The sequence below is a fragment of the Pseudoalteromonas sp. BSi20429 genome, from assembly GCF_000238895.1.
GTDB lineage: Bacteria > Pseudomonadota > Gammaproteobacteria > Enterobacterales > Alteromonadaceae > Pseudoalteromonas > Pseudoalteromonas arctica.
Window position 1 is genome coordinate 50,393 of record NZ_BADV01000115.1, and the last position, 25,578, is coordinate 75,970.

Annotated in this window: 15 protein-coding genes; 3 read left to right on the forward strand and 12 right to left on the reverse strand. The window is 41.0% G+C overall.

The genetic code is table 11. From position 1 onward, the window contains the following. Positions 1-8: 8 nt before the first annotated feature. The 3 genes from P20429_RS00460 to P20429_RS00450 all read right to left on the reverse strand — a co-directional run bounded on the left by P20429_RS00460 (position 9) and on the right by P20429_RS00450 (position 3,971). On the reverse strand, positions 9-1,847 hold the full coding sequence (locus P20429_RS00460; RefSeq protein WP_007587183.1) for a DUF294 nucleotidyltransferase-like domain-containing protein: 1,839 nt from the start codon (positions 1,845-1,847) through the stop codon (positions 9-11). Positions 1,848-1,972: 125 nt separating this feature from the next. Continuing rightward, positions 1,973-3,697 carry a sodium:solute symporter family protein gene (locus P20429_RS00455; protein WP_007587184.1) on the reverse strand — a complete coding sequence of 575 codons (1,725 nt, stop codon included), beginning with the start codon at positions 3,695-3,697 and terminating at the stop codon, positions 1,973-1,975. 10 nt (positions 3,698-3,707) lie between these two features. Further along, the gene (locus tag P20429_RS00450) at positions 3,708-3,971 is read right to left on the reverse strand and encodes a DUF4212 domain-containing protein (RefSeq protein WP_007377498.1); all 264 of its coding nucleotides are present in this window, start codon (positions 3,969-3,971) and stop codon (positions 3,708-3,710) included. Positions 3,972-4,383: 412 nt separating this feature from the next. On the opposite strand from P20429_RS00450, the gene P20429_RS00445 reads away from it, so the two are divergent. Beyond that, positions 4,384-7,824 carry a PAS-domain containing protein gene (locus P20429_RS00445; RefSeq protein WP_007587185.1) on the forward strand — a complete coding sequence of 1,147 codons (3,441 nt, stop codon included), beginning with the start codon at positions 4,384-4,386 and terminating at the stop codon, positions 7,822-7,824. Between the two features lie 101 nt (positions 7,825-7,925). Here P20429_RS00445 and P20429_RS00440 read toward each other — a convergent pair whose 3' ends face one another. The 4 genes from P20429_RS00440 to P20429_RS00430 all read right to left on the reverse strand — a co-directional run bounded on the left by P20429_RS00440 (position 7,926) and on the right by P20429_RS00430 (position 13,812). Further along, positions 7,926-10,571, reverse strand: coding sequence for a DUF2339 domain-containing protein (locus P20429_RS00440; RefSeq protein ID WP_007587186.1), 2,646 nt, complete (start codon positions 10,569-10,571; stop codon positions 7,926-7,928). Positions 10,572-10,697: 126 nt separating this feature from the next. Then, entirely contained in the window at positions 10,698-12,059 is a 1,362-nt protein-coding gene (locus tag P20429_RS00435) for a hypothetical protein (protein ID WP_007587187.1), read from the reverse strand. Positions 12,060-12,223: 164 nt separating this feature from the next. Then, entirely contained in the window at positions 12,224-13,129 is a 906-nt protein-coding gene (locus P20429_RS20040) for a GGDEF domain-containing protein (protein ID WP_033027217.1), read from the reverse strand. A gap of 98 nt (positions 13,130-13,227) precedes the next feature. After that, positions 13,228-13,812 (reverse strand): YqaA family protein, encoded by a 585-nt coding sequence (locus P20429_RS00430; RefSeq protein WP_007587189.1) that lies wholly within the window; start codon positions 13,810-13,812, stop codon positions 13,228-13,230. A gap of 194 nt (positions 13,813-14,006) precedes the next feature. Here P20429_RS00430 and P20429_RS00425 point away from each other — a divergent pair, with 194 nt between their 5' ends. Continuing rightward, on the forward strand, positions 14,007-15,242 hold the full coding sequence (locus P20429_RS00425) for a TMEM143 family protein (RefSeq protein WP_007587190.1): 1,236 nt from the start codon (positions 14,007-14,009) through the stop codon (positions 15,240-15,242). A gap of 86 nt (positions 15,243-15,328) precedes the next feature. Here the strand turns inward: P20429_RS00425 and P20429_RS00420 are convergent, their stop codons facing one another. The 5 genes from P20429_RS00420 to P20429_RS00400 form a co-directional block, all read right to left on the reverse strand. After that, entirely contained in the window at positions 15,329-18,475 is a 3,147-nt protein-coding gene (locus P20429_RS00420; RefSeq protein WP_007587192.1) for an efflux RND transporter permease subunit, read from the reverse strand. Positions 18,476-18,483: 8 nt separating this feature from the next. Next, a complete protein-coding gene (locus P20429_RS00415; RefSeq protein WP_007587194.1) occupies positions 18,484-19,731 on the reverse strand; it encodes an efflux RND transporter periplasmic adaptor subunit in 1,248 nt (415 codons plus the stop codon). Then, positions 19,728-20,981, reverse strand: a complete 1,254-nt coding sequence (locus P20429_RS00410; protein ID WP_007587195.1) for a TolC family protein — start codon at positions 20,979-20,981, stop codon at positions 19,728-19,730. Before P20429_RS00410 ends, P20429_RS00415 begins: the two co-directional genes overlap by 4 nt. A 150-nt stretch (positions 20,982-21,131) precedes the next feature. Then, positions 21,132-21,452 (reverse strand): hypothetical protein, encoded by a 321-nt coding sequence (locus P20429_RS00405; protein WP_007587197.1) that lies wholly within the window; start codon positions 21,450-21,452, stop codon positions 21,132-21,134. Between the two features lie 80 nt (positions 21,453-21,532). After that, complete coding sequence (locus tag P20429_RS00400) at positions 21,533-22,351, reverse strand: helix-turn-helix domain-containing protein (RefSeq protein ID WP_007587199.1); 819 nt, start codon at positions 22,349-22,351, stop codon at positions 21,533-21,535. Between the two features lie 112 nt (positions 22,352-22,463). On the opposite strand from P20429_RS00400, the gene P20429_RS00395 reads away from it, so the two are divergent. Further along, a complete protein-coding gene (locus tag P20429_RS00395; RefSeq protein WP_007587203.1) occupies positions 22,464-25,550 on the forward strand; it encodes a beta-galactosidase in 3,087 nt (1,028 codons plus the stop codon). The last annotated feature ends 28 nt before the right edge of the window (positions 25,551-25,578 follow it).

Here is a 25,578-nt window from a genome sequence, read left to right on the forward strand (position 1 = left end):
ATCCATCATTATAAACTGCCGCGAGCAAACTTAAACGCGGCGGCTTGCTGCGCTTGTTTAACAAGGTAAAACGCTTCTTTTAGTTGATGGCGCTCTAGTGAGTTTAATTTATTAGGGTTAATGCAATTACTCGGTAAGCCCTCTTCGTTTATTTGTGTACTCAAACGAAGCTGCGTTAAGAACCGCCAGCAGTCTTTTAGGTTGTATATATCTTCTTTGCTGATCAGTTTATGTTTTAGTAGTGCGTCCAACCGCTCTTGTGTGTTGGCGCGCCTAATACCCGCTTTTAAAGCGTATAACCGCACTATGTCATTTATAATTACGACACCACGTTTTTTTAAATCTATGTATTTATTATTTTGATCTGTTTTTTCGGTTTTAAATTTATTAAATAAACCAATTGGCACGCTGTTGCTGCTTATGTCGGTTGCCATTGCGGCATAGAATAAGTCGTTACGCGATATACGAATTAGTTGCTCGCAAAAAGCCGTGTATAAAGCGTTTGAACCTTCAATAAATCGCAGGTCAAAAAATATTTTACAGTTGAGCATTGCATTAGGAGTAGGGCTTTTTATCCATTTAAAAAAGCGCTCGCTCCAGTCGTTTACGCTCATTCGGCACTCATCGCTGCTTGCCATAATATTACCTGGGCAACGCCTAATGCCGCACTCAACTAAGTTTTCACATACAAACTCTCCCATGCTTTTAAAGTAAGCGTGTTGTTCGGGGGTTAAGTCGTTAGGGAGTAATAAGCCGTTATCTTGATCTGAATGCAGAGTTTGCTCTTCGCGTGCTTGCGAGCCAAAGCAAATAAAACTAAAGCTGGTTGGCGCTGCGCCATGCTCTTCTTGAAATAAGTGAATAAGGCGCGATGTAAGCGCATCAGTTAAACCACTCAGTAATTTACCAATTAGCGATATGTCGTCAATGTTGTACGAAAAACCACGCAAAAGTTCGGGGATTTCTTTTGCGTAGCGTTTTAAATCAGTAACAGTATGCGCTTTGTATATGCGCCCAATAAGCTGTACGGGGTCACTTTTTTGTTGGCGCAGTAAATCGGTGCTGGTTATCATTCCTATCGGGTTATGGTTTTCGTCAAGCACCGGCAAATGATGAATATTGTATTTAAGCATTAAGTGCAGCGCCGAAAACACCCGGTTATTTTCAAATATAAACTTGGGCTTGGCGGTCATAATACTGCTTACTGCGTCTTGTGGATCTACTTCGTCGGCAAGTACTCGATTACGTAAGTCGCGGTCGGTTACCACCCCTACTAAGTGCGCGTGCTGCGTTATCATTATTGACGATACGCCATGCTCTTTCATTTTTTTAGCACTTTGTCTAATACTTGCATCGGGCGTAAGCGTAATGGCGGTGCGGGTCATCAGCTCTGATATTTTACGTTCAGACCAACTATCGTTTTTACTTTTATAATGCGATGACAACAACCGGTTAGCATGAGCGCGTACAAAATATTGCTCAAACGATTTATATTCTCTGCGTAAAAAATCAAAGTGCGTTTGAGAGAGCATATACACTATGCCCTCTTTTTGTACTTCCAACCTATTTTGAATTGCCTCACCGGTTAACAGCGACGGAAAACCAAAATAGTCACCTTGCGCTAAGCGTGTAACAACATCGCCCTTACCATCAACTAGGTCATACAAACCAGAGCGAATTAAAAACAGTTTAGGGTTTTCACTTTGTAACCACTGAGTTTGGTTTTCGCGGGTGAGGTAAATAATATCAAGATGATTTACAAAATATTCGCATGCGCTGCTATCAAGCAGTGTAAAAGGCGCTTGTAAACAAACGTATTGGGCTATTTCCTGTTGTTCTACACTCATTGTATTCGCTCTTTAAATGGTGATGTACCAATCTAATGTACTTATTTATTAAACAAATAAAAAGCCCGACTAAAGTCGGGCTTTGGGTGCTTTATGTTTTCTAAACTATATCTATAAATTGTAGCCTAGTGGTCGTGTGCTTCTGCAGACCCTTTAGGGTTACGAATGCTTTCAACCATTTCTTGAATTTCAACTGGTGTGGGTTTAGTAAACTTAAGAACAATTGCAGCAACTGCAAAGTTAATAATCATACCAATTAAGCCAATACCTTCAGGTGAAATACCTAAGAACCAGTTTTCAGGGCTGTTTAGCTCTGGGCTAACAAACTTGAAGAAGATGATATACGCAGCGGTAAAGCCAATACCCGTTACCATGCCTGCAATTGCGCCTTCGCGGTTCATTGTTTTAGAGAATATACCCATAATAATTGCTGGGAAGAAACTCGCTGCCGCCAGGCCGAATGCAAATGCCACTACCGATGCCACAAACCCAGGCGGGTTAATACCAAAGTACGCGGAGATAACAATAGCGACCATGGCTGCCAACCTCGCTGCAAGTAACTCTTGCTTGTCGGTAATATCGGGCTTGAGAGTTCGCTTGAGTAAATCGTGCGAAACGGAGGTCGAAATAACCAGTAGTAAACCTGCTGTTGTAGAAAGTGCAGCGGCAATACCACCAGCAGCTACAAGTGCGATTACCCATGCTGGTAAGTTAGCAATCTCTGGATTTGCTAATACCATAATGTCGCGGTCTACGTTTACTTCGTTAGCACTGTTCGGATCGGTGATTTTACCCGCCGTGTAGAACATTTTGCCATCGCCGTTTTTATCATCAAATGTAATTAAACCTGTACGCTCCCAGTTTTTAATCCATCCTGGTGCTTCTGCGTAAGCTGTACCGCTACCGTCTTTACCATTAATAGTATCAACCATGTTTACTCGAGCAAAGGCTGCAACCGCAGGTGCTGTAGTATAAACAATCGCGATGAACACAAGTGTCCATGCTGCAGAAATACGCGTGTCTTTTACGCGAGGTACAGTGAAAAAGCGAACAATTACGTGTGGTAAACCAGCAGTACCTACCATTAACGCGCCAGTAATAGCGAACACGTCAATCATGCTCTTAGAGCCTTCGGTATATTGCGCAAAACCAAGTTCAGCGCTTAAGCCGTCTAGTTTATCAAGTACGTACACGCCATCGCTGCCAATTAATGTGGCACCAAAACCGGTTTGTGGGAAGAAGTGACCCGTCATCATCATCGAGATAAAAATGGCTGGTACAAGGTAGGCAAATACAAGTACACAATACTGCGCTACTTGTGTATAGGTAATGCCTTTCATACCGCCAAGTACGGCGTAGAAAAATACAATCACCATACCAATGTAAACACCGGTTTCAATTTCTACTTCTAAAAAGCGTGAAAATACCACGCCTACACCACGCATTTGCCCTGCAATGTAAGTGAAACAAATGAATATGGCACATACAATTGCCACTAAACGCGCGGTGCGTGAATAGTAACGGTCGCCAATAAAGTCAGGCACGGTAAACTTGCCGAATTTACGTAAGTAAGGCGCTAAACACATAGCTAATAGTACATAACCACCAGTCCACCCCATTAAGTAAACGCTGCCATCGTAACCTGCAAACGAAATAATACCCGCCATTGAAATAAACGACGCGGCGCTCATCCAATCGGCAGCCGTTGCCATACCATTAGCAAGAGGAGGTACGCCGCCGCCTGCTACATAAAACTCTTTAGTTGAACCCGCTCGGGCCCAAATTGCTATGCCGATATAAAGCGCAAAGCTTAAACCAACAATTATAAACGTGAGTGTTTGAACATCCATTGCTTAGCTCCTATTCGTCTACGCCGTATTTTTTATCTAACGTATTCATTTTGAAAACGTACACAAAAATCAAAGCAACAAAGGTATAAATCGCGCCTTGCTGGGCGAACCAGAAGCCAAGTTTAAACCCAAAAAAACGCACTTCATTAAGTACATCAACCAGTAATATGCCAAAGCCGAAAGACACGATAAACCACACTGCTAATAGTTTAAATAACAGTGAAATGTTTTCTGCCCAATAAGCTTTTGCTTGTTCTTCATCTTTAAAAGCCATTTTTGTTTTCCCCTTTAAGCACCGCAATATCGCGATGAGTGGTTTTTTATCTTCGCTTACCAATTTAGCAACGCTGGTTAAATATTGAATTGAGACCATAGTCGTAACAGCTTGTTAACGTTTACGTAAACTGCAGATTGAATTTTATTTAAAAAACCAAAAACCTTTTAATTACATAAAGTTAATCATTTATGGATATTTAAAATACAGGAAATGTTACAAATTAGTTAATACTGCGACATTAGTCTAATATAATTACAAATTTAAATTTAACCACTTAAATTCAACAACTTAAAATATAAATACCATTTAGAAATAAAAATCTGCACGCACACTCGCTAGGAGTTCTGGTATTGTGTTAATTCCTCATAGGGTTGAGGAACTATTTAAAATAATAAGGTTTAATAACAACATGACTGCCGTACTCATTATTGTTGCTTTAAGTTATATAGGTGTGCTGTTTTGGCTTGCCAACTGGGGCGATAAAACAACACCTTTGGCAAAGCGTATTAGCCACCATCCTTTTGTATATTCACTGTCATTAGGCATTTATTGTACGTCGTGGACTTATTACGGCTCGGTAGGTACAGCGGCCACCAGCAGTTGGAGTTATTTACCCATTTTACTTGGCCCTGCTTTGTTGTTTTTTTTCGGCCAAGGGTTTTTACGTAAATTGGTACTTGTGAGTAAAAAGCAAAACATAACGACTATTGCCGATTTTATTTCAGCTCGTTACGGCAAACGCCAAACTACGGCGATTATGGTTACTGTAATCGCGTTACTGGCGACTATTCCCTACATTGCACTGCAATTAAAAGCGCTCAGTACCAGCTTTTTACTGCTGCAAAGTAGCACTAAAATATCCGGTGATATGCTCGCGCTTTCGGCTACATTAATTATGGCCTTATTTGCCATATTTTTTGGTACACGCAAGGTTGATGTAACTGAATATCGTTCTGGGTTAATGCTTGCTGTTGCATTTGAATCAATGATTAAACTGATTGCCCTTATTGCTGTTGCTGGACTTGCAGTATTTACACTATTTAACTTGCCCGAAACCGCTGCAAATAAAGTAACCGAATCGATTTGGGATCACTGGACTAACTTTAACTTTTTTAGTTTTAACTTTATTGGTCAGTCTTTAATGGCTGCGGCGGCTATTATATGTTTACCACGTCAGTTTCATGTAACCGTGGTCGACAATCAAAATAAACGTCACTTACTTACCGCTCGCTGGGCTTTTCCGCTGTATTTACTGTTAACCGCCGCAATGATTTTACCTATTGCCACAGCGGCTATTCATCCTGAAATTGGCAGTGGCTATTCACCCGACAGCTTTGTACTTGCCCTACCTTTAATTAACGACAATTCCTTTTTAACCACCTTTGTATTTATAGGCGGTTTATCTGCCGCTACCGCAATGATAGTGGTAGCCACGTTAACGTTGAGCACGATGATTTCAAACGATGTGGTATTACCGTTAATGCTACGCCGTAAATTTAAACGCAACTTAATTACTACCAGTTATAAGTCTCGAATTTTACTTGTAAGGCGCTTTGCTATTGCAGGCATATTAATTTTGGCCTATTTCTATCAGCAATGGTTTGGCCATAGCAGCGCACTGGCAAGTATGGGCTTAGTTGCTTTTTCACTTGTTACTCAATTATTACCCGCTATTGTGGGCGGTTTATACTGGCGAAAAGGCCATGCTTATGGGGTTTATGCAGGTTTAGTAGCGGGCTTTATTTGCTGGGTACTATTTTTAATGCTGCCAATACTCGATGCCGGAGCAACGCTTGATAGCGAGCTACAACAAACGCTTATAACGCGTGGAACCTTGATAGCTTTGTTTGCCAATATTGGGTGTTATATTAGTTTTTCACTTGGGGCTGAGGAGCGCTTAATTGATAAGATTCAGGCAGCTGCTTTTGTTAACCCTAAAGATCAGGCTATTTTATCAAGGCGCTTAAATAAAGACGTAAAAGCCACTGTTTACGACTTTAAAATACTACTGCAAACCTTTTTAGGTATTCAGCGCAGCCAACAAGTATTGGCGCATTACGCGCTCGCCCATCACTTGAGCGATAACAACGCACACCCAGAGCCTGAATTTATAGCCTACTGCGAACGCGCGTTAACAGGCGTGCTGGGCGCATCTTCCGCACAAGCGTTAATACATACGGTATCGTCGGGTAAGCGTATGGCGTTTGAAGAAGTTGTAAACTTTTTTGACGAAACCACACAAGCGCTGCAATTTAATCAAAATCTGTTATTTACCTCACTCGAAAATTTAAGCCATGGTATTTCGGTTGTAGATAAAGATTTAAAGCTAGTAGCTTGGAATAAACGCTACAGCGAAATGTTCGGCTACCCTGAAGGATTTTTAGAAGTAGGCCAACCCATAGAAGATATTATTAGATACAACGCTAACCGTGGTGAATGTGGCCCTGGCGAAATAGAACGCCAAGTAGAAAAACGTGTGCAGCATTTAAAATACGGCAGCTCACATCACTTTATTCGCCACCGTCGTAATGGCCAAGTATACGAAATGATTGGTAACCCGCTGCCCGATGGCGGATTTGTTACCAGCTTTTCGGATATTACCAATCACATAAGTACGCAAAATGCGCTTGAAGAAGTAAACATGGATCTTGAAAACCGCATAGAAGCGCGAACTCAAGAAGTGCAAACCATTAATAGAGACTTACAAGCTCAAATAGATAGCCGTGTACAAACCGAGCAAGCACTTACTTTAGCCAAACGAGAAGCAGAGCAAGCCAACGACAGTAAAACGCGCTTTTTAGCACTGGCGAGCCACGACATTTTACAGCCGTTAAACGCAGCACGTTTATACCTTGCTGCCATTGACGAAAAGCAACTCGACAGCACTAACCAAAACAGCTTTGAAAAATTAGGCGACAGTCTCGATTCAACCGTGCATTTAATGTCGGCACTACTTGAAATAGCCAAGCTAGAACAAGGCGCTATGACCCCAACCCCTCGCCACTTTTATATTGAAGATATTTTAGCGCCATTGCAAAGTGAATACGCTATTTTATCAAGTGATAAAGGCCTTAAGCTTAGTGTGCGTTCACACCAGCAAATTGTGCACAGCGATATAACCTATTTGCGCCGAATTATTCAAAACTTGGTCTCTAATGCAGTTAAATACACCGATAATGGCCGTGTATTAATTGCCTGTAGGAACCGAAAGCACAATTTACGAATAGAAGTATGGGATACAGGCCCTGGTATTAGCGAAGTAGAGCAAGCTAAAATATTTAACGACTTTTACCGTGTTGAGTCGGGCGATAACAAAGGCGTAGGCTTAGGCTTAGGTGTTGTAAAACGTATGGCTGACTTATTAAGTTTGCCGCTTGATGTGCATTCTGAGCCCAATAAAGGTAGCCGTTTTAGCATTGAAGTACCTTATGGTGACGAGCAGTTTGTACAACAAAAAAGTACGACAAACAGCCTAATAGAAAACCGTGCAGCAATTAATATTGTTGCCGTAGACGACGACCCTGAAAACCTAGCTGCAATGGCAAGCTTACTTAAAAAGTGGCAAGCTAATTACACGCTATTTGATAATGTAAATAATGTACTGGCGCACGCTAAGCAAAACGGTGCACCCGATGTTATTTTAATGGACTACCAATTAGGTAATGACTGCGATGGCATAACGCTAATTAAAACCCTGCGCGAAATTTGGCAAAGCCAAGTACCCGCTATTTTAATTACCGCAGTGCGCGACACCGAGCTTAAACAAGAAACCAAAGCCGCTAATATTCATTATTTAAGTAAACCAATTAAACCGGGCAAACTAAAGGCACTGCTTAATCACAGTACATAATAAGCGAGCAAAAAGTGATCAAGTTAAAAGCTATCAAGTAATAGCGTAAAACAAAAAGCCCAGTATCTTCACTGGGCTTTGCTTTATAAAGTGTTCAAAAGTTAAACTGGATTTACTCGGCTTCTAAGCTTTTGGAATAACCAACTTAACCCCACCAACGAAAGTCCCAATCCAATAAACGAAAGCGCTTTAAGTAAGCCCTCCAAGTTAGCCATATCAATTAAAAACACTTTAACAATAACTGCAGCTAGTAAGCCTAAGCCTATTTTTTGTATTAATAACTGGTTTTTTAAATGACCAAAAATAACAGTACCCGCCCCCATTACTAACCAAATAACAGAGTAGCTATAAAGCTCTGCATTACTTGCGCCTTTTGATAAGTAAATGTAAGGACCTTGCCAGTATTGGCGAATAAAGCTGTTTATTGCCAATAATATAAACCCACCCGCAACGGCCAATATAAATGGCGTAGCTTTAGCATTTATTGGTTTTACAAGCTTGGCCAGCCAAAGCGTTAATCCTGCAGGTACTAACCACAATAGTAATAACCAGTTAAATATTGGCAGCTCACCTATGTAAAGTGATTCAAATAATGGGTTATCGTCAAGTAGTGTCTTAATAGCAAAAAGCCCTGCTAACCCTGCAAGTGCAAAGCCCGCCACTTGGTATAACTTAGCTAAAGTACCGGCAAGTTTTGCTCTGTGTAAATACACACACCCTAATGCCAGCCAGTTACAGGTAAGGAGTATTTGTTCGTAAAAGTTAAGTGAATCAAATTGCGGATAATGCCCTACTAACTGATAACTTGTTTCGGTTGTAATAAAAAGCGCTAAACAATGAAGCGCTGCACCTTCCAGCCATATTTTAAGTTTTGATGAGTCAAAGCACTTAGCTGCGGCAAAAAATAACGCGATACATAACGGGTAAACCACTATGCTCCAATGCAAACCAAATACCGTGAGTGCATCGTAACTTGGCGTCCAAGGTGAAAGCGTAAGGCGCAGTAATAACGCAGCAACCAAGGCTTTTATAGGCCAATGTGGCATAGGCACGCTATAGCGTTTAATAAGTACGCTTATAAGTAATACTTGTACAGCAAGAGCAATGGTTAGGCCGCTGTCACTTAGTAGCATGGTAATTGCTAACGTAATATTGGCATTAGCGCCTACCCAATAAGTAAAACGCTGAAATAGCGTTGTATTATGCTGCGCGAGCTTTATTAAAATAGCCGCCACTACAAACAATACAACGGCCCAAAGTGGATATGCAGTACTTAACGCAAAATTAGGAATAAGCGTATATAAAGTCGCTATCATTACAAATACACTAAATGCCCCCGTAATATGAAACGCTAAACGCTTAATCTGTTTTTTACCGTAATAAAGCCCAAAAGCGGTAAGTAACAATCCGAGTAATAAACCCAAACCGTATTCATTTTTGAATATAAAGAGGGCGTCATCAAATAGGTTTGGCGAAAGATGCGTGCGTTCAGCACTTATAACCAATAGCGCTGCACTTGCTAATGCTACTGCTTGCCAAATATCCCAGCGGCTATTTTTAAGGACTAAAAATAACATTAGTACAATACTCAACACACCGATTGTTTGCCACTGCATATCAAAGTGACTTATTAGCATTGTAAATATTAAGGGTGCTATAAAGGCGAGTAATAATGCATGATCTGGAAGCACGTTAATTAAGCGTTTTAAACTGTGCGGGCGATGTTCAATAACATTCAGTTTTAGACCTAAGCTCGGTATAGCAATTAACCCGATAATACTCAGTAGAGCAAACGTTCCCATTAACCAAACGGTATTAATTTTAAGTAATGTAAAACCAACTAAATACCAACCAATATGCCCTGCCCATAATAAATACCACAACCAAGCTCGCTGTACTTTATGTGCAACTAACGCGGCCGACAAACTTACAAAGCCAACATACATAAATAATGCAAACAAGTTACCACTGCCAGTGCTAACCCATATTGGTACGCTGTAAGCGCCAATAATACCAAGCACGGCCAATAGCGGGCCTAACCTAAGCGCCATCGCGCTTGCACTAATTGCTATAATAGCTAACGCAAAAAATGCCACGGTAGGGCTCAGCATGTCGTAACTGCTGTAAGCTAAAAGCGTTAAAGCAAAACAGGTAATAAACCCGCCGCTTGCAAGCGCTGCGGGTATGTAATTATTAAAGCCTTCAAATACAATGCGTTTATGGTGTAAATAAGCCGCGGCTGCAATTAGGCCAAGCCCAAATAAGCCGCCTAAGCTCAGCCTCATTACAGGCGATAATAATCCCGCCTCTAGGCTGTATTTAGCTAAAAATATGCCACCAAAAGCAAGGGCGATAGCGCCTATCCAGGTCATCCAGTTTTGCTCAAACCCTGCGCGTAGTTTATTAAATAGTAATTCTATGGCTGATGCTTCAGCTGGTTTGGTTTTTTTAGGAGGCGCTGATGGCTGATTTATTACAGGTGGCGACACGCTTTGGGACGTTAAGTTTGGCTGTGTTTTATGAGCAATTGGCTCAGACCTTGAAAGCGCTGCCTGAGCAGTAGATGCTTCGCTTTGAGGTTCACTTTGCGATATCGGTTTATGTGTTTGTAAGTGTGTTACTTTGGCCCTTAAAACAGCCACTTCTTGTTTTAATCCATTTAACTGCACTAGCGCTATTAAGCCGCAGATAGCACCGGCAACTACAACCAGTATTACTATAACGGCTAACCCAACTAAATCATCCATGGCACACTCTTATTAATTATTATGCCCTGAGTGTACCTAATTATTAATGAGTAGGTAAATTTTGTTCAATAAAAAAGCCTAAGTACTTAAAGTGCTTAGGCTTTATGCTACTTAATATGTTTAGATTTATTCAACACTATCGGTAATAGTGCGCTCTAGGGTCATTTTATAACCTGAGCTTGTTGTTTCATCATGCTCTAAAATCAATATGTAGTTACCCTCTTGTGTAAAGTCCATATCGCTTTGTTGAATAAGCACAATTTGCTGACCATTATCTTCATATACAACATAAACAGTGTAAATTTCGTTATCTACAACCTGCTCTTCTTGGTCATACTTATCTAGGCCATCGACTACGTTACTGGTGTCGTCTACTGTTTCGCCGTTAAGTGTAAAGTACACATCAACATCTGAAACCGATTGCCCTGCGTAGCTTTCAATTAGGTTTACAACCGATACCGTATGGCTGTAACTACTTGGTGTTAGGTTTTCTTCAACGCTCATCATACGTAAACCGTTATCTGCGTCGTTATAAAAAATACCCACCGCACTTTGCTCACGCTCTAGCGTCATTAAAAAGTTATCAGCTAGTTTTGTACCTTCTTCGTCGTACATCGCTACGCTGTAACTATTAGGCGAAAGTTCAACATAATCGGTATAAGAGTCACTAGCGACTGTATTTGTTGTGTTTACAGTTGTACCGCGTGTAGCAGAAAAGCTCACTGGCGAGTAGTCATCAACCGTATTTATAAAACGTAATTGCCCCAGGGCAGATTGATGTTTAAGCTCAGTAACGTAGTTGTTATCGGTTACTACATCAAGCGTAATACCGCCTTCTTCTGTAGCATAACTTGGGCGGATCATTGCTACATAGCTTGCTTCGTCGTATAAATAAACAGATGACGACTCGTACACAACATCACTGCTGCCCGCTTCTGTTATGTAAATAGTGTAATAGCCTTCATCAATGCTTTGCAGATCTAACTCACTTAAATATTGAGCCGATGAAAAAAGTGTCGCGCTTTCAAATACGCCATCATCTGTTGCTAAGTAAATATCGTAGTTAGTATCCTCCCCTGCAATATTATAAAACCCTAAGTTAAACTCACCCGTATCGCTTGTGATAGGTACGCTAAGCTCTGTAAATGTAGGCTCATCAAAGTTGCCGCTCATTACTACTAACTGTGTTTTATCACCTTTAATAGAAATTTCTTGGTCGCTAATTGTTATATAGCTGTCGTTAGCATCTAGGTATTCAAAACTTACATCATAAGTGCCTGTACTGTAGTTATGGCGAGTAGTTACATCGGCAAAATCAGCGCCTGAGCGCTCTGTTTCTTCAACAAACAAACGTGTATATGGGCTATTGTAAGAGCCGTTATACAATTGGATGTAACCTGTAGAGCTTGAGCTATCATCAGAGCCGCAGCCCGACAAAATAGTAATTAGACTTAAGGGTAATGCAGCTTTTAAAAGGGAGTTGGTCATTAAGGTTATTCCTTATTATTAATATCCCCATTATGACCCAAACATTCTATTTTAATTTCATGATTTACAAAGCATTACCCTCACTGACATTTCCTTACGAAAACGTTAAAAAGTGTAGTAAATGTGCAAACAATAAGGACGTGTTTTTATATAATTAAAAACGCTTACGGGGCAATTTCAAAACGATCTCGGCCACTCTTCTTAGCTAAATATAAAGCTTGATCAGCGCGCTTCATTACTTTATCTAAAGGCTCATTAGCCGTTTGCATTGCAACACCTATACTTACTGTTAAGTGGCGAGAATTTTGAACATTTATGGTGTGCGCAAGATCAATTAATTGCTGCGAAAAATCACACGCTTGCGTCATATTATTTGTAGGCAAGTAGCCACCAAACTCTTCACCACCGAGACGAGCAAACTTGTTTTGGTGCGTAAAAGCATTGTCGTATTTAGTTGCTAGTTCTTTAAGCACTACATCACCAACATCATGACCAAATTCATCATTAATTGCTTTAAAGTGGTCTATATCGATAATTAAAATAACGTAAGGTGAGTGCTGAGTATCTTTAGCGTGCTGATAAAAATAACGTCTGTTATGTACCTTGGTTAAATCATCAATAATTAGCTCACGCGCTAATCGATTATTAATACTTTGTACAAAGCGCATCGTTTTAAATAAACCATAGGAAGTTAAAAGCATACCGCTGGTTCTGCATAAATCTTCAAAATAAATACTTACCCAGTAAGGCTGTATCACTATCTCATCGATTAAATCAGCTGTATTACCCATGGACCAGAGCATTAATCCGAGAGTCGAAAATGTATATGCAAGCTTTGAAAGTTTGGAGCACTGAACCATCCAAAATAAAAAAATAAGAACAATTAAATTAATAAAATCGGTAGTAAAACCGTAAACATTGTTTTGAACTTGTAAGGGAGGAAAGTTAGTTAGGGAGTAGGCTGAAAAGATAGCAATATAGATCAATAAAGCTAAACTTAAAACTTTATTGATCAAAGGCATTTTATAAAAATTAGAAAGTTTAACGGTGAGTTTGACTGTTTCAATCATATTAATTGCTAGGTTTTTCAGTACTTCATTTAAAAACTATAGCACAATAATAAAAACCCTCGCGGAGATAAAACCCTCGGTAATACTCAAAGTTACGCTTAAATCAAGGTACTAAGTCCCCATAATCCTAACACTAAAATAGTAATGCCGATCATGGCCTTAGTTTTGTGTTTACTAATGATTCGCTCAGCTTCATTACCTGCATAATAAACAATAATAGCCAGACCAAAGTAACGAATAGAACGCGCAATACCCGAGGCCAACAAAAACAGCCAAATAGAGTACTTAGTCGCGCCAGCTGCAAGCATCGCTATTTGAAACGGAATAGGCACTATGCCTAGTGTTATTACAAACCAAAAACCTTGATCTTGCATTTGCTGTTTAACGTTTTCAAATTGCTCAGGGCTCGAAAACGTATTAATAATCCAATCGCCAACCGCATCAAATAAATAATAACCCAACGCATAACCAAACAATGCGCCCACTATGCAGCCTAAAGTAGCCATTAGCGCAATAAGCCATAGCTTTTCACGACGAGCTTGCATTAGCGGTACTAATACAGCTTCGAGTGGAATAGGAACTATGGTTGACTCTAAAAATGACGTCACTGTAATACCGCTAAGCATATGCTTAGAGTCAATAAAATTACGCGTTTTTTCTTTTAGCTTTTTTTGAATGGCCATAGTAAATCCTTTTCACTTATAAATAAGAACAAGAGTATTCAATAAGCCAATAATTACACATTTAGGTTAATACACGCTGAAAACAGTGTACTAAATTTACAGGTCCTACTGCATTAACAAATTAGTAATATCCATAAGAATATTTTATTATGTGCCCATGCAGTTAGATTCCCTATCACAGTAGTTATTAATTTATGCAAAGTGCGCGTTTTATTCCCTTTAGAAAGCAAGATATTGTTGATATGTGTAGCGAAGAGCTTAAAAGCAGTACACAAAAAACATCGTTTAAACAATTTTGCGATTTACTAGCAAGCCTTATTCATTACGATTACCACTCAACACTTGAGTCACTTAAAAACAACTACGCCCCTTTTGATCCCAACAGTGACACGCGATCGTTAGCGCCAGTATCGGCGGATCAAAAAGCGCAGTGCCAACATGAGTTTGCTAAAGATTTTGCTAAGGTGCTTAATGCCGCTAATTTTGAAGTGATCACCAATGAAGACTTACAAGATGCATTAAACGAAGAGTCACTATTTAAGGTGCGCCTTGAAGTTGAATTTGACGACTTTGAAGAGGTGGTATTTTATCGCCGTGGCGAGTCGCAACTCACTGAAACCATTACCAGCTTTTGGGGCTTGCGTAAAAAGCCGCTGCACTTTACTAATTACGACCGTGTTGCCGTGTTTATTCGCTTTAAAGACAGCGCTTATTTTGAAACTAAAAATAAAACGCCAATGGGATTTGAGCCAAGCTCAACCATAGTAAAGCTGTTTCAAAATGTGCCAAAGGCCGATCTCGAAATGCTATTTCCTAATAGCGAAGTACGCATGCGCCCTATTGATAAAGCAATTATTGGCTCATCGGCTTTAGTTGGCGGTGCAGTGGTACTTATAACTAAACTTGGCGCATCAATCGTATTATTGCTTGCTTTGTTTGCTTTTTGGGGTGGTTTTAGAAGTGAAGCTGTAGAAATGACCCAACAACATTTTATTACCTTTGCTATTGGCATGGGAGTATTTGGCAGCTTTATTTTTAAAGAATGGAGTAAGTTTAAAAACCGTAAAATTAAATTTATGAAAGCGCTTAGCGATAACCTCTACTTTAAAAACCTTGATAATAACGCGGGTGTTTTTCACACGCTTATTGACGCTGCCGAAGAAGAAGACATAAAAGAAGCCCTGCTTGCGTATACCTTTTTACTAAAATCAGAAAGCGGCTTAACCGCCCAAACGCTTGATGAACAAATAGAGCATTGGTTTAAAAGCAAATACCAGTGCGATCTTGATTTTGAAATTAGCGACGCACTTGAAAAGCTGGTACGTATGCGTTTGGTAACGTGCACTAGTGATGTGTATAGCGCAATAAATTTAGAACACGCAAAAACGATATTAGATGAGCGTTGGGATAATCTGTTTCAATATAATTAATGTAGTATTTTTGCTAAATAATACCCAAATAAAAAAGCAGCTGTAAGTACAGCTGCTTTTTTTATTACATTATCAATAGCTAGTATTTAAACTAATTCAGCTTCTGCTTTTTTAGTAAATTTAGAATGTACTAACTTATAAAGCGCGGGCAAAATTAACAGTGTTAGTAGAGTTGATGAAATAATCCCGCCAACCACTACTGTCGCGAGAGGTTTTTGCATTTCAGAACCCGTTCCCGAATTAAGCGCCATAGGTATAAAGCCTAAACTTGCCACCAGCGCAGTCATCAATACTGGGCGCAGGCGCTGTAATGCACCGCTGTGAATTGCATCAAACAAGCTTAAACCATCGCTTCGTAATTGCTTAATAAACGACAGCATAACCACGCCGTTTAATACCGCGACACCGCTTAGGGCAATAAAGCCGACACCCGCTGATATTGAAAGCGGCATATCGCGCAGCAATAACGCAAGCACACCACCCGTTAATGCCAGTGGCACACCACTAAATATAATCAATGAATCACGAAGCGATCCAAAGGCGCTATACAGTAAGCCAAATATAAGCAGTAAAGTGACCGGCACAACCAACGACAATCGCTTACTTGCCGATTGTAGCTGCTCAAACGTGCCGCCGTATTCAAGCCAATAGCCACTTGGTAAATTAAGTGATTCATTCATGCTCGCTTGCGCATCACTTACAAAGCTTGCTAAATCGCGCCCCTCTACATTGGCAGTTACCACTACGTTACGCTTACCACTTTCGCGGTTTATTTGATTAGGCCCTTTTTCAATGCTGATTGTTGCTACTTCGCCAAGCGGTACAAATGCAAGTTCTGGGTTACTATCTTTAGGTAAAGCAACTGGCAAACGAGCAAGTGCTGATACATCGCTAGACCAACGTTTATCAAGGCGTACTAATAACGAAAAACGTTTATCGCCTTCGTAAATTAGTCCGGTTTGCACACCACCAACAGCGGCGGCAAGTGTTTGTTGAATATCGTTTACGCTTAAACCCAATAACGCCATATGGTCGCGCATTGGTGTTACCGAAAGTGTTGGCAATCCTTCCATTTGCTCCAAACGTACATCGGTAGCGCCTGCAATATTACGCATTAGCCCTGTGGCTTTTTCGCCAAACTCTTTAAGTACGCTTAAGTCGTCACCATAAATACGCAGTGCCACATCGGCGCGCACGCCAGCAATTAACTCGTTAAAGCGCATTTCTATTGGTTGTGTAAATTCGTAATTATTACCAGGGACATCGTTAACACGGGTACGAATTTGCTGAACCAATTCTGCTTTAGTGAGTGCTGGATTAGGCCACTCATCTTGCGGTTTGAGTATTAAAAAAGTATCGGCAACATTGGGCGGCATAGGATCGCTTGCTACATCGGCAGTACCAATTTTTGAAAATACGTTAGCAACCTCAGGCTGATCTAATATGGCTTGCTCAAGTTCTTTTTGCATTTGCACAGATTGCTCAATACCAGTGCCAGTAATGCGCAGCGCGTGCATAGCAATATCGCCCTCATCAAGTTTCGGTAAAAATTCTGCGCCCATGTTTTTAACTTTAAAACCAAGCACTAATACTAATGCAGTGGCAATACCCACCATCAACCACGGTAATTTAAGCGATATACCAAGTAATGGTTTATACACTTTTTTAACGCCGCGCATGACTGCATTTTCGGTTTCATCAACCTTACCGCGAACAAACACTGCAATAGCAGCAGGTACAAAGGTAACGCCAAATATAAGCGCGCCAATTAACGCCGCAACTACAGTAAATGCCATTGGCTGAAACATTTTGCCTTCAACGCCGCTTAGTGCAAATAATGGTAAGTAAACCAGCATAATAATAACAATGCCAAACACAGCCGGTGTAAATACTTCTTTGGTGGCTGCGGTCACTACATTTAAACGCTCGTTTAAGGTAAGTAGCCTGCCATGTTTATGCTGAGCTACACCGAGTTGGCGCAGGCAGTTTTCAACAACAATTACAGCGCCATCAACAATTAAACCAAAATCGATTGCGCCTAGGCTCATTAGGTTACCCGATACGCGATTACCCACCATACCTGTAATTGCAAACAACATACTCAACGGAATAACCATTGCCGTAATAAGCGCGCCCGTTACATTACCCAGCAGTAATAGCAAAATCACTATCACTAAAACGGCACCTTCAAATAAGTTGGTTTGCACGGTTGCTATGGTTTTATCAACAAGAGTTGTACGGTCGTAAACCGCTTCAACAATAACGCCAGCGGGTAAGCTTTTTTGCACATCAACTAACTTATCAGCCATAGCTTTTGCCACTACGCGGCTGTTTTCGCCAATTAGCATCATGGCGGTACCGAGCACGGTTTCCTCGCCGTTATAAGTGGCCGCGCCGGTTCTAAGCTCTTTACCTAAAAGCACGTTAGCCACATCTTTAATGCGTACAGGTGCATCGTCGCGCTTAGCTATAACGGTATTGGCTATGTCTTCTAGCGTTTTAAGCTGCCCTGGTGAGCGTACTAAATATTGCCCGTCAAAGCGCTCAATATAACCTGCGCCTCGGTTACTGTTATTAACCTCAAGTGCACTAATTACATCGCTAATAGTAAGCTTATAGGCAATGAGTTTTTCGGGCACTGGCGCTACTTGGTATTGGCGCTCAAAACCACCTTGGCTGTTTATTTCGGTAACGCCTTTTACTTTTAAAAGCTGCGGACGAATAACCCAATCTTGCAAAGTGCGTAAGTCTTCGGCGTTGTAAGCAGTGCCATCTTCTTTTAACGCATTAGGCGCGGCGTGCACACTATAAGTAAATATTTCGCCTAAACCACTGGCAATAGGACCCAAGTTTGGCTCTACGTTATTAGGTAAGTCGGAGCGAATACTTTGAATACGCTCACCAATTTGCTGACGCGCCCAATAAATATCGGTGCCTTCATTAAAAATAACCGTTACTTGCGAAAGCCCATAACGCGAAAGCGAACGGGTGTAATCAAGCTTAGGTATGCCCGCCATGGCGGTTTCTACCAAATAAGTAATGCGTTGCTCTACCTCTAATGGCGTAAAACCCTGCGCTTTGGTATTAATTTGCACTTGTACGTTTGTTATATCGGGTACTGCGTCTACTGCTAAATTTTGAATGTTGTATACACCAAATCCAGCAAATAAAAATGTAAGCGCAAGCACCAGCATGCGGCGTTTAACCGCAAAAGAAACTATCCAATTAATCATGGTGCCTCCTAGTGAGCGTGGCTTGCGCCGCTTTTTAAAATATCAGCTTTAATGACATAACTATTGTCTGTTACGTATTCGCTACCTGCGTTTAAGCCTGTAAGTACTTCTACCCACTCGCTATTTTTTGCACCTAAGGTAACGGGGCGCACTTCAAATACATTATTTTTACGAACAAACACACTGGGTTGACCGTTAAATTCTTGAATTGCTTGTGGCTTTACACGCACGCTGGCATTTATTTTAGCCACACTTACATCGCTATTTATATGCATGCCTGGGCGCCAATGCCCGTCTGGGTTATTAAGCTCTATACGGGCACGCGCTATGTGCCCGCCAGTCATCATTGGGGCTATAAAAAACACTTTGCCTTGCGTATTTAAATGATGATGCAAGTCGTACACTTTAGCGCTTTGACCAATGGCTAGTTTTTCAATGTTTTCAGGAAAAGCCGATAACTCAACCCATACTTTATTAAGGTTAACTACTTGCATCAGTGCGCTGGTGCTTGCAAGCTCGCCACGCTTTAAGTATTGCTCGGTTACAACGCCGCTAATAGGGCTTTTAATAGGGTAGTTTTGCAGTGTTTCACGGTTGGTTACATTGGCAAGTACTTCGCCTTTTTTAACGTTTTGACCAATGCTTACAAAAATATCGCTGATCAATCCGGCATACGGCGCCATTACTTCTACCGTGCCGTGCTGCGTTGGTGCAATAACGCCAAAAAGCGTATCGGTAATATCCACTTCACCACTTTGCGCTATCTCGGTTTTAATACCTGCGCGCTCAATAGCTCGCTCTGTTAACGTGGTACGGCCTTCGTGTTGGTCGTATTCATAGCTAATGCTCTCGCCTTTATAATTAGCAGTAACGGTAAGTGCAAACGAATGCGGTTCGTTAATTGATTGCGTGCTAACAAGGTAGTCGCCCTCAGCTGCAAACTGTATATTTTGCGGCGCTTCAACTAAGCGCTTTAAACTCATTGTTATGTTTAAGTCGTTTATATTAATTGGCTTATTTTGTTTATAGCCGTATACACGTAGCTCAACATTACCTGCAAATTCTTGCAATTTAAGCTCAAGTGTTAATTTAGGGTCAGTTAATAAAAAGCCGCCGTGTGGACCTTGCTTTTGCTCGTGTTGTTCTGTTTCTTTATGACCTGACTCGCCATGCTCAGCAGAGGCAAATACACCTGTGCTTACAAAGCTGCTGGCAAACGAAAGTGATACTAGTAATGCGATTATATTTTTATTCATGATTGATGAGTCTCAATTAAAGATTGGCCTGTTAAACGCTCAAGAGTAAGTAGCACTTGGTACAGCTCTGCGTGAGTTGTAATAAGTGTGCGTTTAGAATCAAAAAGTGCTTGTTGAGCATCAAGCAATTGCAACACCGAAATTTGTCCGCGTTGATAACTTTTTAAGCTTTGCTCGATCAATGTTTGTGCCTGAGGAATAATTTGATCAGATAATAGCTTCGCCTGATTAGCTCGACCTTGATAATAAGCGTACAAAGTACGTACTTGCTGGCGTAGTTGGATGCGCAATTGCCCTTGCTGCTCATTTAAAAGCATGAGCTGACTATTTGCAGCTGCAATATTTCCGCTATTTGAATTACTTAATTGCAGTGGCATAGAAAACGAAAACACTAATGAGCTGGAGTCGCTTTGTTGGTTATAGCGCACGCCTCCCCCTACATTAATATCGGTTTGTCCGTTTGCTTTTTGCAGTGTTAAATTAGCTGTTTGCTGTAAATATTGCTGTTGTAATAATGCAAATTCAGGGGCTTGGTTAACCGCATCTAAAAGTGCTTGCGCTGATTTAAGCGCAGTAATTGCATTAATATTGCCAGCAAAAGTATCGTAGGATTGCTCCTCACTCCACAGCTCGTTAAGCGATAAACTGGCTCGCTCAAATTCACTATTAAGCATGGCTTTATCAAGCTCTACTTGGCTAAGTGCATAACGCATGCGCGTTACATCAGCTTGCGACGCAGCACCCGCATTGGCTCTTTGTTCAATCGCTTTAAGCGCCTGGGTAACTACCTGTTTACGCTCGTTGTTTAAACTTAATAATGTTTGAAATTTAAGCCCTTGGTAGTATCGCTCAGCAGTGGTTGCTAATAAGGCTAAACGGGTATTTTGATACTGTATTGCTTGGGCTTTAATATTGGCGGTTGCGTAATTAATACGGTGTTGCCGCTTATCGCCCAGCTCTATTAGTTGGCTAAGCCCAAGCGTTATTTCAGCGCCTTGAATGCCACGCGCCTTGTTTGTGCCCAGTAAGTTTTCAGCTTCAACATTTAAAACAGGATTAGGCGAAAGTGCAGCTTGTGATTTAAGCGCACTCAATATTTTTTGATGATACGGGTAGCGTTTTAATACCGGGTTTTGTTGTTCGGTATTACTCAGCGCTTGCTTAAGGGTTAATGTTTTAACATTCGCCAAAGTACTAAAAGCAGGTAGCGCGCACATTAGCGCCACCAGCATAATTGGTTTTTTATTCATATAGCGTGTCCGTTTTTTAACAAACAGAGTTAACTTAATCACTACGCCTATTTTAAAAACAAGCGCGATCAAGCAACCTAAATATGTAAATAACTAGCCTAATAGCGCACAAGCGCAGGCAGTTTTTTACAAAGTATTTAAAATTAAAAACTAACTAAGTGAATTGGGTGGCGGTACATCTGGCGGGTAATTTAACCCGTTATAGCACGCAGGCGAAGTTGCTTTACTTTGCTCTGGGCTTATTGAGTGGCTAGAAGTGCTGTTGTAGCCACAGTGGCAATGTTGGTGGGCATGAATCTCGGTAGTTGATGTTTTATCGCTTTGGTTATCATCGGCTATGGAGTCGCCTTGCGATAACGAACTGGTTACGTGATCAACGTCTTCTTGCAAATGATACGCAGCGCCATCACAGCTAATAAAGCTGTGTACAAGCACTAATAATATCACTATTAAAAAACGGTTTGAGCGCATTACCTACCTAAAACTCTAAAATGCAATTTAAGAAATCGCACAATACCTTAAATTTATTCAAATGTAGAGAGCCGCTCACGTTATTTTCTAAATTCGCTTGGCGACACACCTACCGACTTCTTAAAACGTTTGGAAAAATTAAAAATATTAGAGTACCCCACATAACTTGCCACATGCGAAATTGGCCAAGCCGTGTTTAACAGTAAGTTTTTAGCTCGCTCAATGCGTAAATAAATAAGTTGTTGTATTGGACTTTTACCAAATTGCGCTTGGCATAAACGATGCAAATGCGGCGATGAGTAATGCACATGTTCGCACATTGCCTCTATTGTCCAATCAAACTGCAAGCGCTTATCTACCTCTTCAAACAGACTAATTAAACGATTATGCGCCGCACCCTGAGAGTTATTTTGCAGCGTAGCATTTAAGTAGTGACTTAAAATAGGCGTTACGCTTTCGCGTAAATTAGCATTGGGCTCGCTGTATAAAAGCTCCATAGCAAGGTGTAACGGTTCAAGTTTTTGCTCGGTTAGTACCAGTGCTTGCGCTAAGTTTAAATGCTGCCAACGTTTAGTATTTGCAAGGTTTAACCAAATAACATCCCAATGTTCAGCATCAATTTTCACTTCAAAGCTTTGCTTTGCTGGTAGCACAATAAGTGTATTGGCATTAAGTGTGTACTGCTCATTTTGTGTTGTTAATTTACCCTGCCCTGCAAGTGTATAAAAAAGTGTATGTTCTAGCGGTGCTGAGCGTGCTACACAATAACGACCCGATAGGTTTGAGCAACCCGCAAGTGCTATTTCAAGGTTTGGCATTTGTGCGAGCGTTTGTGAATCAATAAAGCGTTCTATACAGCGCGGACCAATATCGAGTATGTCTTTAATGTTATAGCGCATAATTACAATGATAGTTTTGGACAAATAAAGGAGAGCTTTAAGCATAACCCCTGCGATTATTTTTAGCTATATTTAGCGCTTTATAATTGCCCGCTTATGCAATAGGATAAACATGACCTCTTTACAGCACATAATTAATCGCCGAGATTGGGAAAACCCAATTTCAGTACAAGTTAATCAAGTAAAAGCGCACAGCCCACTCAATGGATTTAAAAGCATTGACCATGCCCGTACTAACACGCAATCGCAAAAACAAAGTTTAAACGGTCAGTGGGACTTTAAATTATTTGATAAACCAGAAGCGGTTGATGAATCGTTGCTAAGTGAAACACTAAACAGCAACTGGCAAAGTATTACAGTGCCTTCTAACTGGCAATTACACGGCTTTGATAAACCTATTTACTGTAATGTTAAGTACCCATTTGCAGTTAACCCGCCTTTTGTACCAAGCGACAACCCTACAGGCTGTTACCGCACTGAATTTAATATAAGCGAAAGTCAGCTAACTCAGCGTAATCATATTATTTTTGAAGGCGTTAACTCGGCGTTTCACCTGTGGTGTAACGGGCAATGGGTGGGTTATTCACAAGATAGCCGTTTACCGAGCGAGTTTGATTTAAGCGAGCTGTTAGTGGCAGGTACTAACCGTATTGCCGTTATGGTTATTCGTTGGAGCGATGGCAGTTACCTAGAAGATCAAGACATGTGGTGGCTAAGTGGTATTTTTCGCGATGTTAACTTACTTACAAAACCACAAAACCAAATACGTGATGTGTTTATAACCCCCAATTTAGACGCTTGCTATCGCGATGCAACGCTACATATAAAAACGGCGATTAATGCGCCAAATAACTATCAAATAGCAGTGCAAGTTTTTGATGGCGAACAGGCGCTATGTGAGCCACAAATTCAAAGTACTAACAATAAACGTGTTGATGAAAAAGGTGGCTGGAGCGATGTTGTATTTCAAACAATTGATATACAAAGCCCTAAAAAATGGACCGCCGAAACCCCGTACTTATACCGCTGCGTTGTGAGTCTGCTTGATGAGCATGGCAATACCGTCGATGTTGAAGCCTACGACATTGGCTTTAGAAAAGTAGAAATGCTTAACGGGCAACTGTGTGTAAACGGCAAGCCGCTACTTATTCGCGGTGTTAACCGCCACGAACACCACCCAGAAAACGGCCATACAGTTACTACCGCCGATATGATTGAAGATATTAAGCTGATGAAGCAAAATAACTTTAATGCCGTGCGTACTGCTCACTACCCTAACCACCCTCGTTTTTACGAACTGTGTGACGAGCTAGGTTTATACGTAGTTGATGAAGCAAATATAGAAACCCATGGCATGTTTCCTATGGGGCGTTTAGCTAGCGATCCGCAGTGGGCTGGTGCATTTATGTCGCGTTATACGCAAATGGTTGAGCGCGATAAAAACCACGCCTCAATTATTATTTGGTCACTAGGAAACGAATGCGGACACGGCGCAAATCATGATGCCATGTACGGCTGGTCAAAAAGCTTTGACCCCTCTCGCCCCGTGCAATACGAAGGCGGCGGTGCAAACACAACGGCTACCGACATTATTTGTCCAATGTACGCCCGTGTAGATACCGATATTAAAGACGATGCGGTACCTAAATACTCTATTAAAAAGTGGCTAAGCCTACCAGGTGAAACTCGCCCGCTTATTTTATGTGAATACGCCCATGCAATGGGTAACAGCCTAGGTAGCTTTGACGATTACTGGCAAGCATTTAGAGAATACCCACGCCTACAAGGCGGCTTTATTTGGGATTGGGTAGACCAAGGTTTATCTAAAACAGACGAAAACGGCAAGCATTATTGGGCTTACGGCGGCGACTTTGGTGATGAACTAAATGACCGTCAATTTTGTATAAACGGGTTATTGTTCCCAGACCGTACGCCGCACCCTAGCCTGTTTGAAGCTAAATACAGCCAGCAACATTTACAATTTACATTGCGTGAGCAAAATCAAAACCAATACACCATTGATGTATTTAGCGATTACGTATTTAGACATACCGATAACGAAAAGCTTATTTGGCAGTTAATGCAAAATGGCATCTGTGTTGAGCAAGGCGAGCATGTACTTAATATTGCCCCGCAAAGTACGCATACGTTAACTATTAAAACTAAAACAGCGTTTGAGCAAGGTGCGCAATATTACCTTAATTTAGATGTAGCATTAGTTAACGACTCACACTTTGCAAACGCTAATCACGTTATGGATTCAGAGCAGTTTAAGCTTATAAATAGTAACAATTTAAGCAGTAAGTCATTTGCATCGGCTACAGAGCAAAGCGCTATAAGAATTAATGAAACCGACTCTCAACTAAGTATTGAAAACGATAAATTTAAACTTATTTTTAGCAAGCAATCAGGGCTTATAGAGCAGTGGTTACAAAACGATACTCAGGTTATTAGTAGCCCACTGGTTGATAACTTTTATCGTGCCCCACTTGATAACGACATTGGTGTAAGCGAAGTAGACAATCTAGACCCCAATGCATGGGAGGCTCGTTGGTTGCGTGCAGGTATAGGGCAATGGCAGCGCACATGCAGCTCAATTCACGCAGTGCAATCAAGCGTTGATGTACGTATTACTTGTGTATTTAATTACGAATTTAATGGCGTGCTACAGGCTCAAACACAGTGGCTATATACACTAAATAATACCGGCAATATTAGCTTAAACATTGACGTGCACTTAAACGACACTCTGCCGCCAATGCCGCGTATAGGGCTAAGTACAACGCTTAACAAGCAAAGCGATACAAAAATAAACTGGCTAGGTTTAGGGCCTTTTGAAAACTACCCAGATCGCAAAGCCGCAGCACGTTTAGGTTATTACAGCTTGAGCTTAAATGAGCTACATACACCGTATATATTTCCAACTGATAATGGCCTGCGTAGCGATTGCCAATTGCTGAGTATTAATAACTTAACTGTAACTGGCGCGTTTTTGTTTGCAGCCAGCGAGTATTCGCAAAGTACGCTAACGCAAGCAAAACACACTAACGAACTAATTGCTGATGATTGCGTACATGTACACATTGATCATCAGCATATGGGTGTAGGTGGCGATGATTCGTGGAGCCCAAGTACTCATAAAGAGTATTTACTTGAGCAAAAGCAGTACAGCTATTCTTTAACTTTTTCAGCTAAATAATTTAGTAGTTAACCTACAAAAATAGCGG

Coding starts and splice junctions, on each gene's coding strand:
- P20429_RS00460 (WP_007587183.1), bottom strand. CDS start 1,847: ATGAGTGTAGAACAACAGGAAATAGCCCAATACGTTTGTTTACAAGCG.
- P20429_RS00435 (WP_007587187.1), bottom strand. CDS start 12,059: ATGACCAACTCCCTTTTAAAAGCTGCATTACCCTTAAGTCTAATTACT.
- P20429_RS00395 (WP_007587203.1), top strand. CDS start 22,464: ATGACCTCTTTACAGCACATAATTAATCGCCGAGATTGGGAAAACCCA.
- P20429_RS00455 (WP_007587184.1), bottom strand. CDS start 3,697: ATGGATGTTCAAACACTCACGTTTATAATTGTTGGTTTAAGCTTTGCG.
- P20429_RS00405 (WP_007587197.1), bottom strand. CDS start 21,452: ATGCGCTCAAACCGTTTTTTAATAGTGATATTATTAGTGCTTGTACAC.
- P20429_RS00445 (WP_007587185.1), top strand. CDS start 4,384: ATGACTGCCGTACTCATTATTGTTGCTTTAAGTTATATAGGTGTGCTG.
- P20429_RS00450 (WP_007377498.1), bottom strand. CDS start 3,971: ATGGCTTTTAAAGATGAAGAACAAGCAAAAGCTTATTGGGCAGAAAAC.
- P20429_RS20040 (WP_033027217.1), bottom strand. CDS start 13,129: ATGATTGAAACAGTCAAACTCACCGTTAAACTTTCTAATTTTTATAAA.
- P20429_RS00415 (WP_007587194.1), bottom strand. CDS start 19,731: ATGAATAAAAATATAATCGCATTACTAGTATCACTTTCGTTTGCCAGC.
- P20429_RS00400 (WP_007587199.1), bottom strand. CDS start 22,351: ATGCGCTATAACATTAAAGACATACTCGATATTGGTCCGCGCTGTATA.
- P20429_RS00430 (WP_007587189.1), bottom strand. CDS start 13,812: ATGGCCATTCAAAAAAAGCTAAAAGAAAAAACGCGTAATTTTATTGAC.
- P20429_RS00420 (WP_007587192.1), bottom strand. CDS start 18,475: ATGATTAATTGGATAGTTTCTTTTGCGGTTAAACGCCGCATGCTGGTG.
- P20429_RS00440 (WP_007587186.1), bottom strand. CDS start 10,571: ATGGATGATTTAGTTGGGTTAGCCGTTATAGTAATACTGGTTGTAGTT.
- P20429_RS00410 (WP_007587195.1), bottom strand. CDS start 20,981: ATGAATAAAAAACCAATTATGCTGGTGGCGCTAATGTGCGCGCTACCT.
- P20429_RS00425 (WP_007587190.1), top strand. CDS start 14,007: ATGCAAAGTGCGCGTTTTATTCCCTTTAGAAAGCAAGATATTGTTGAT.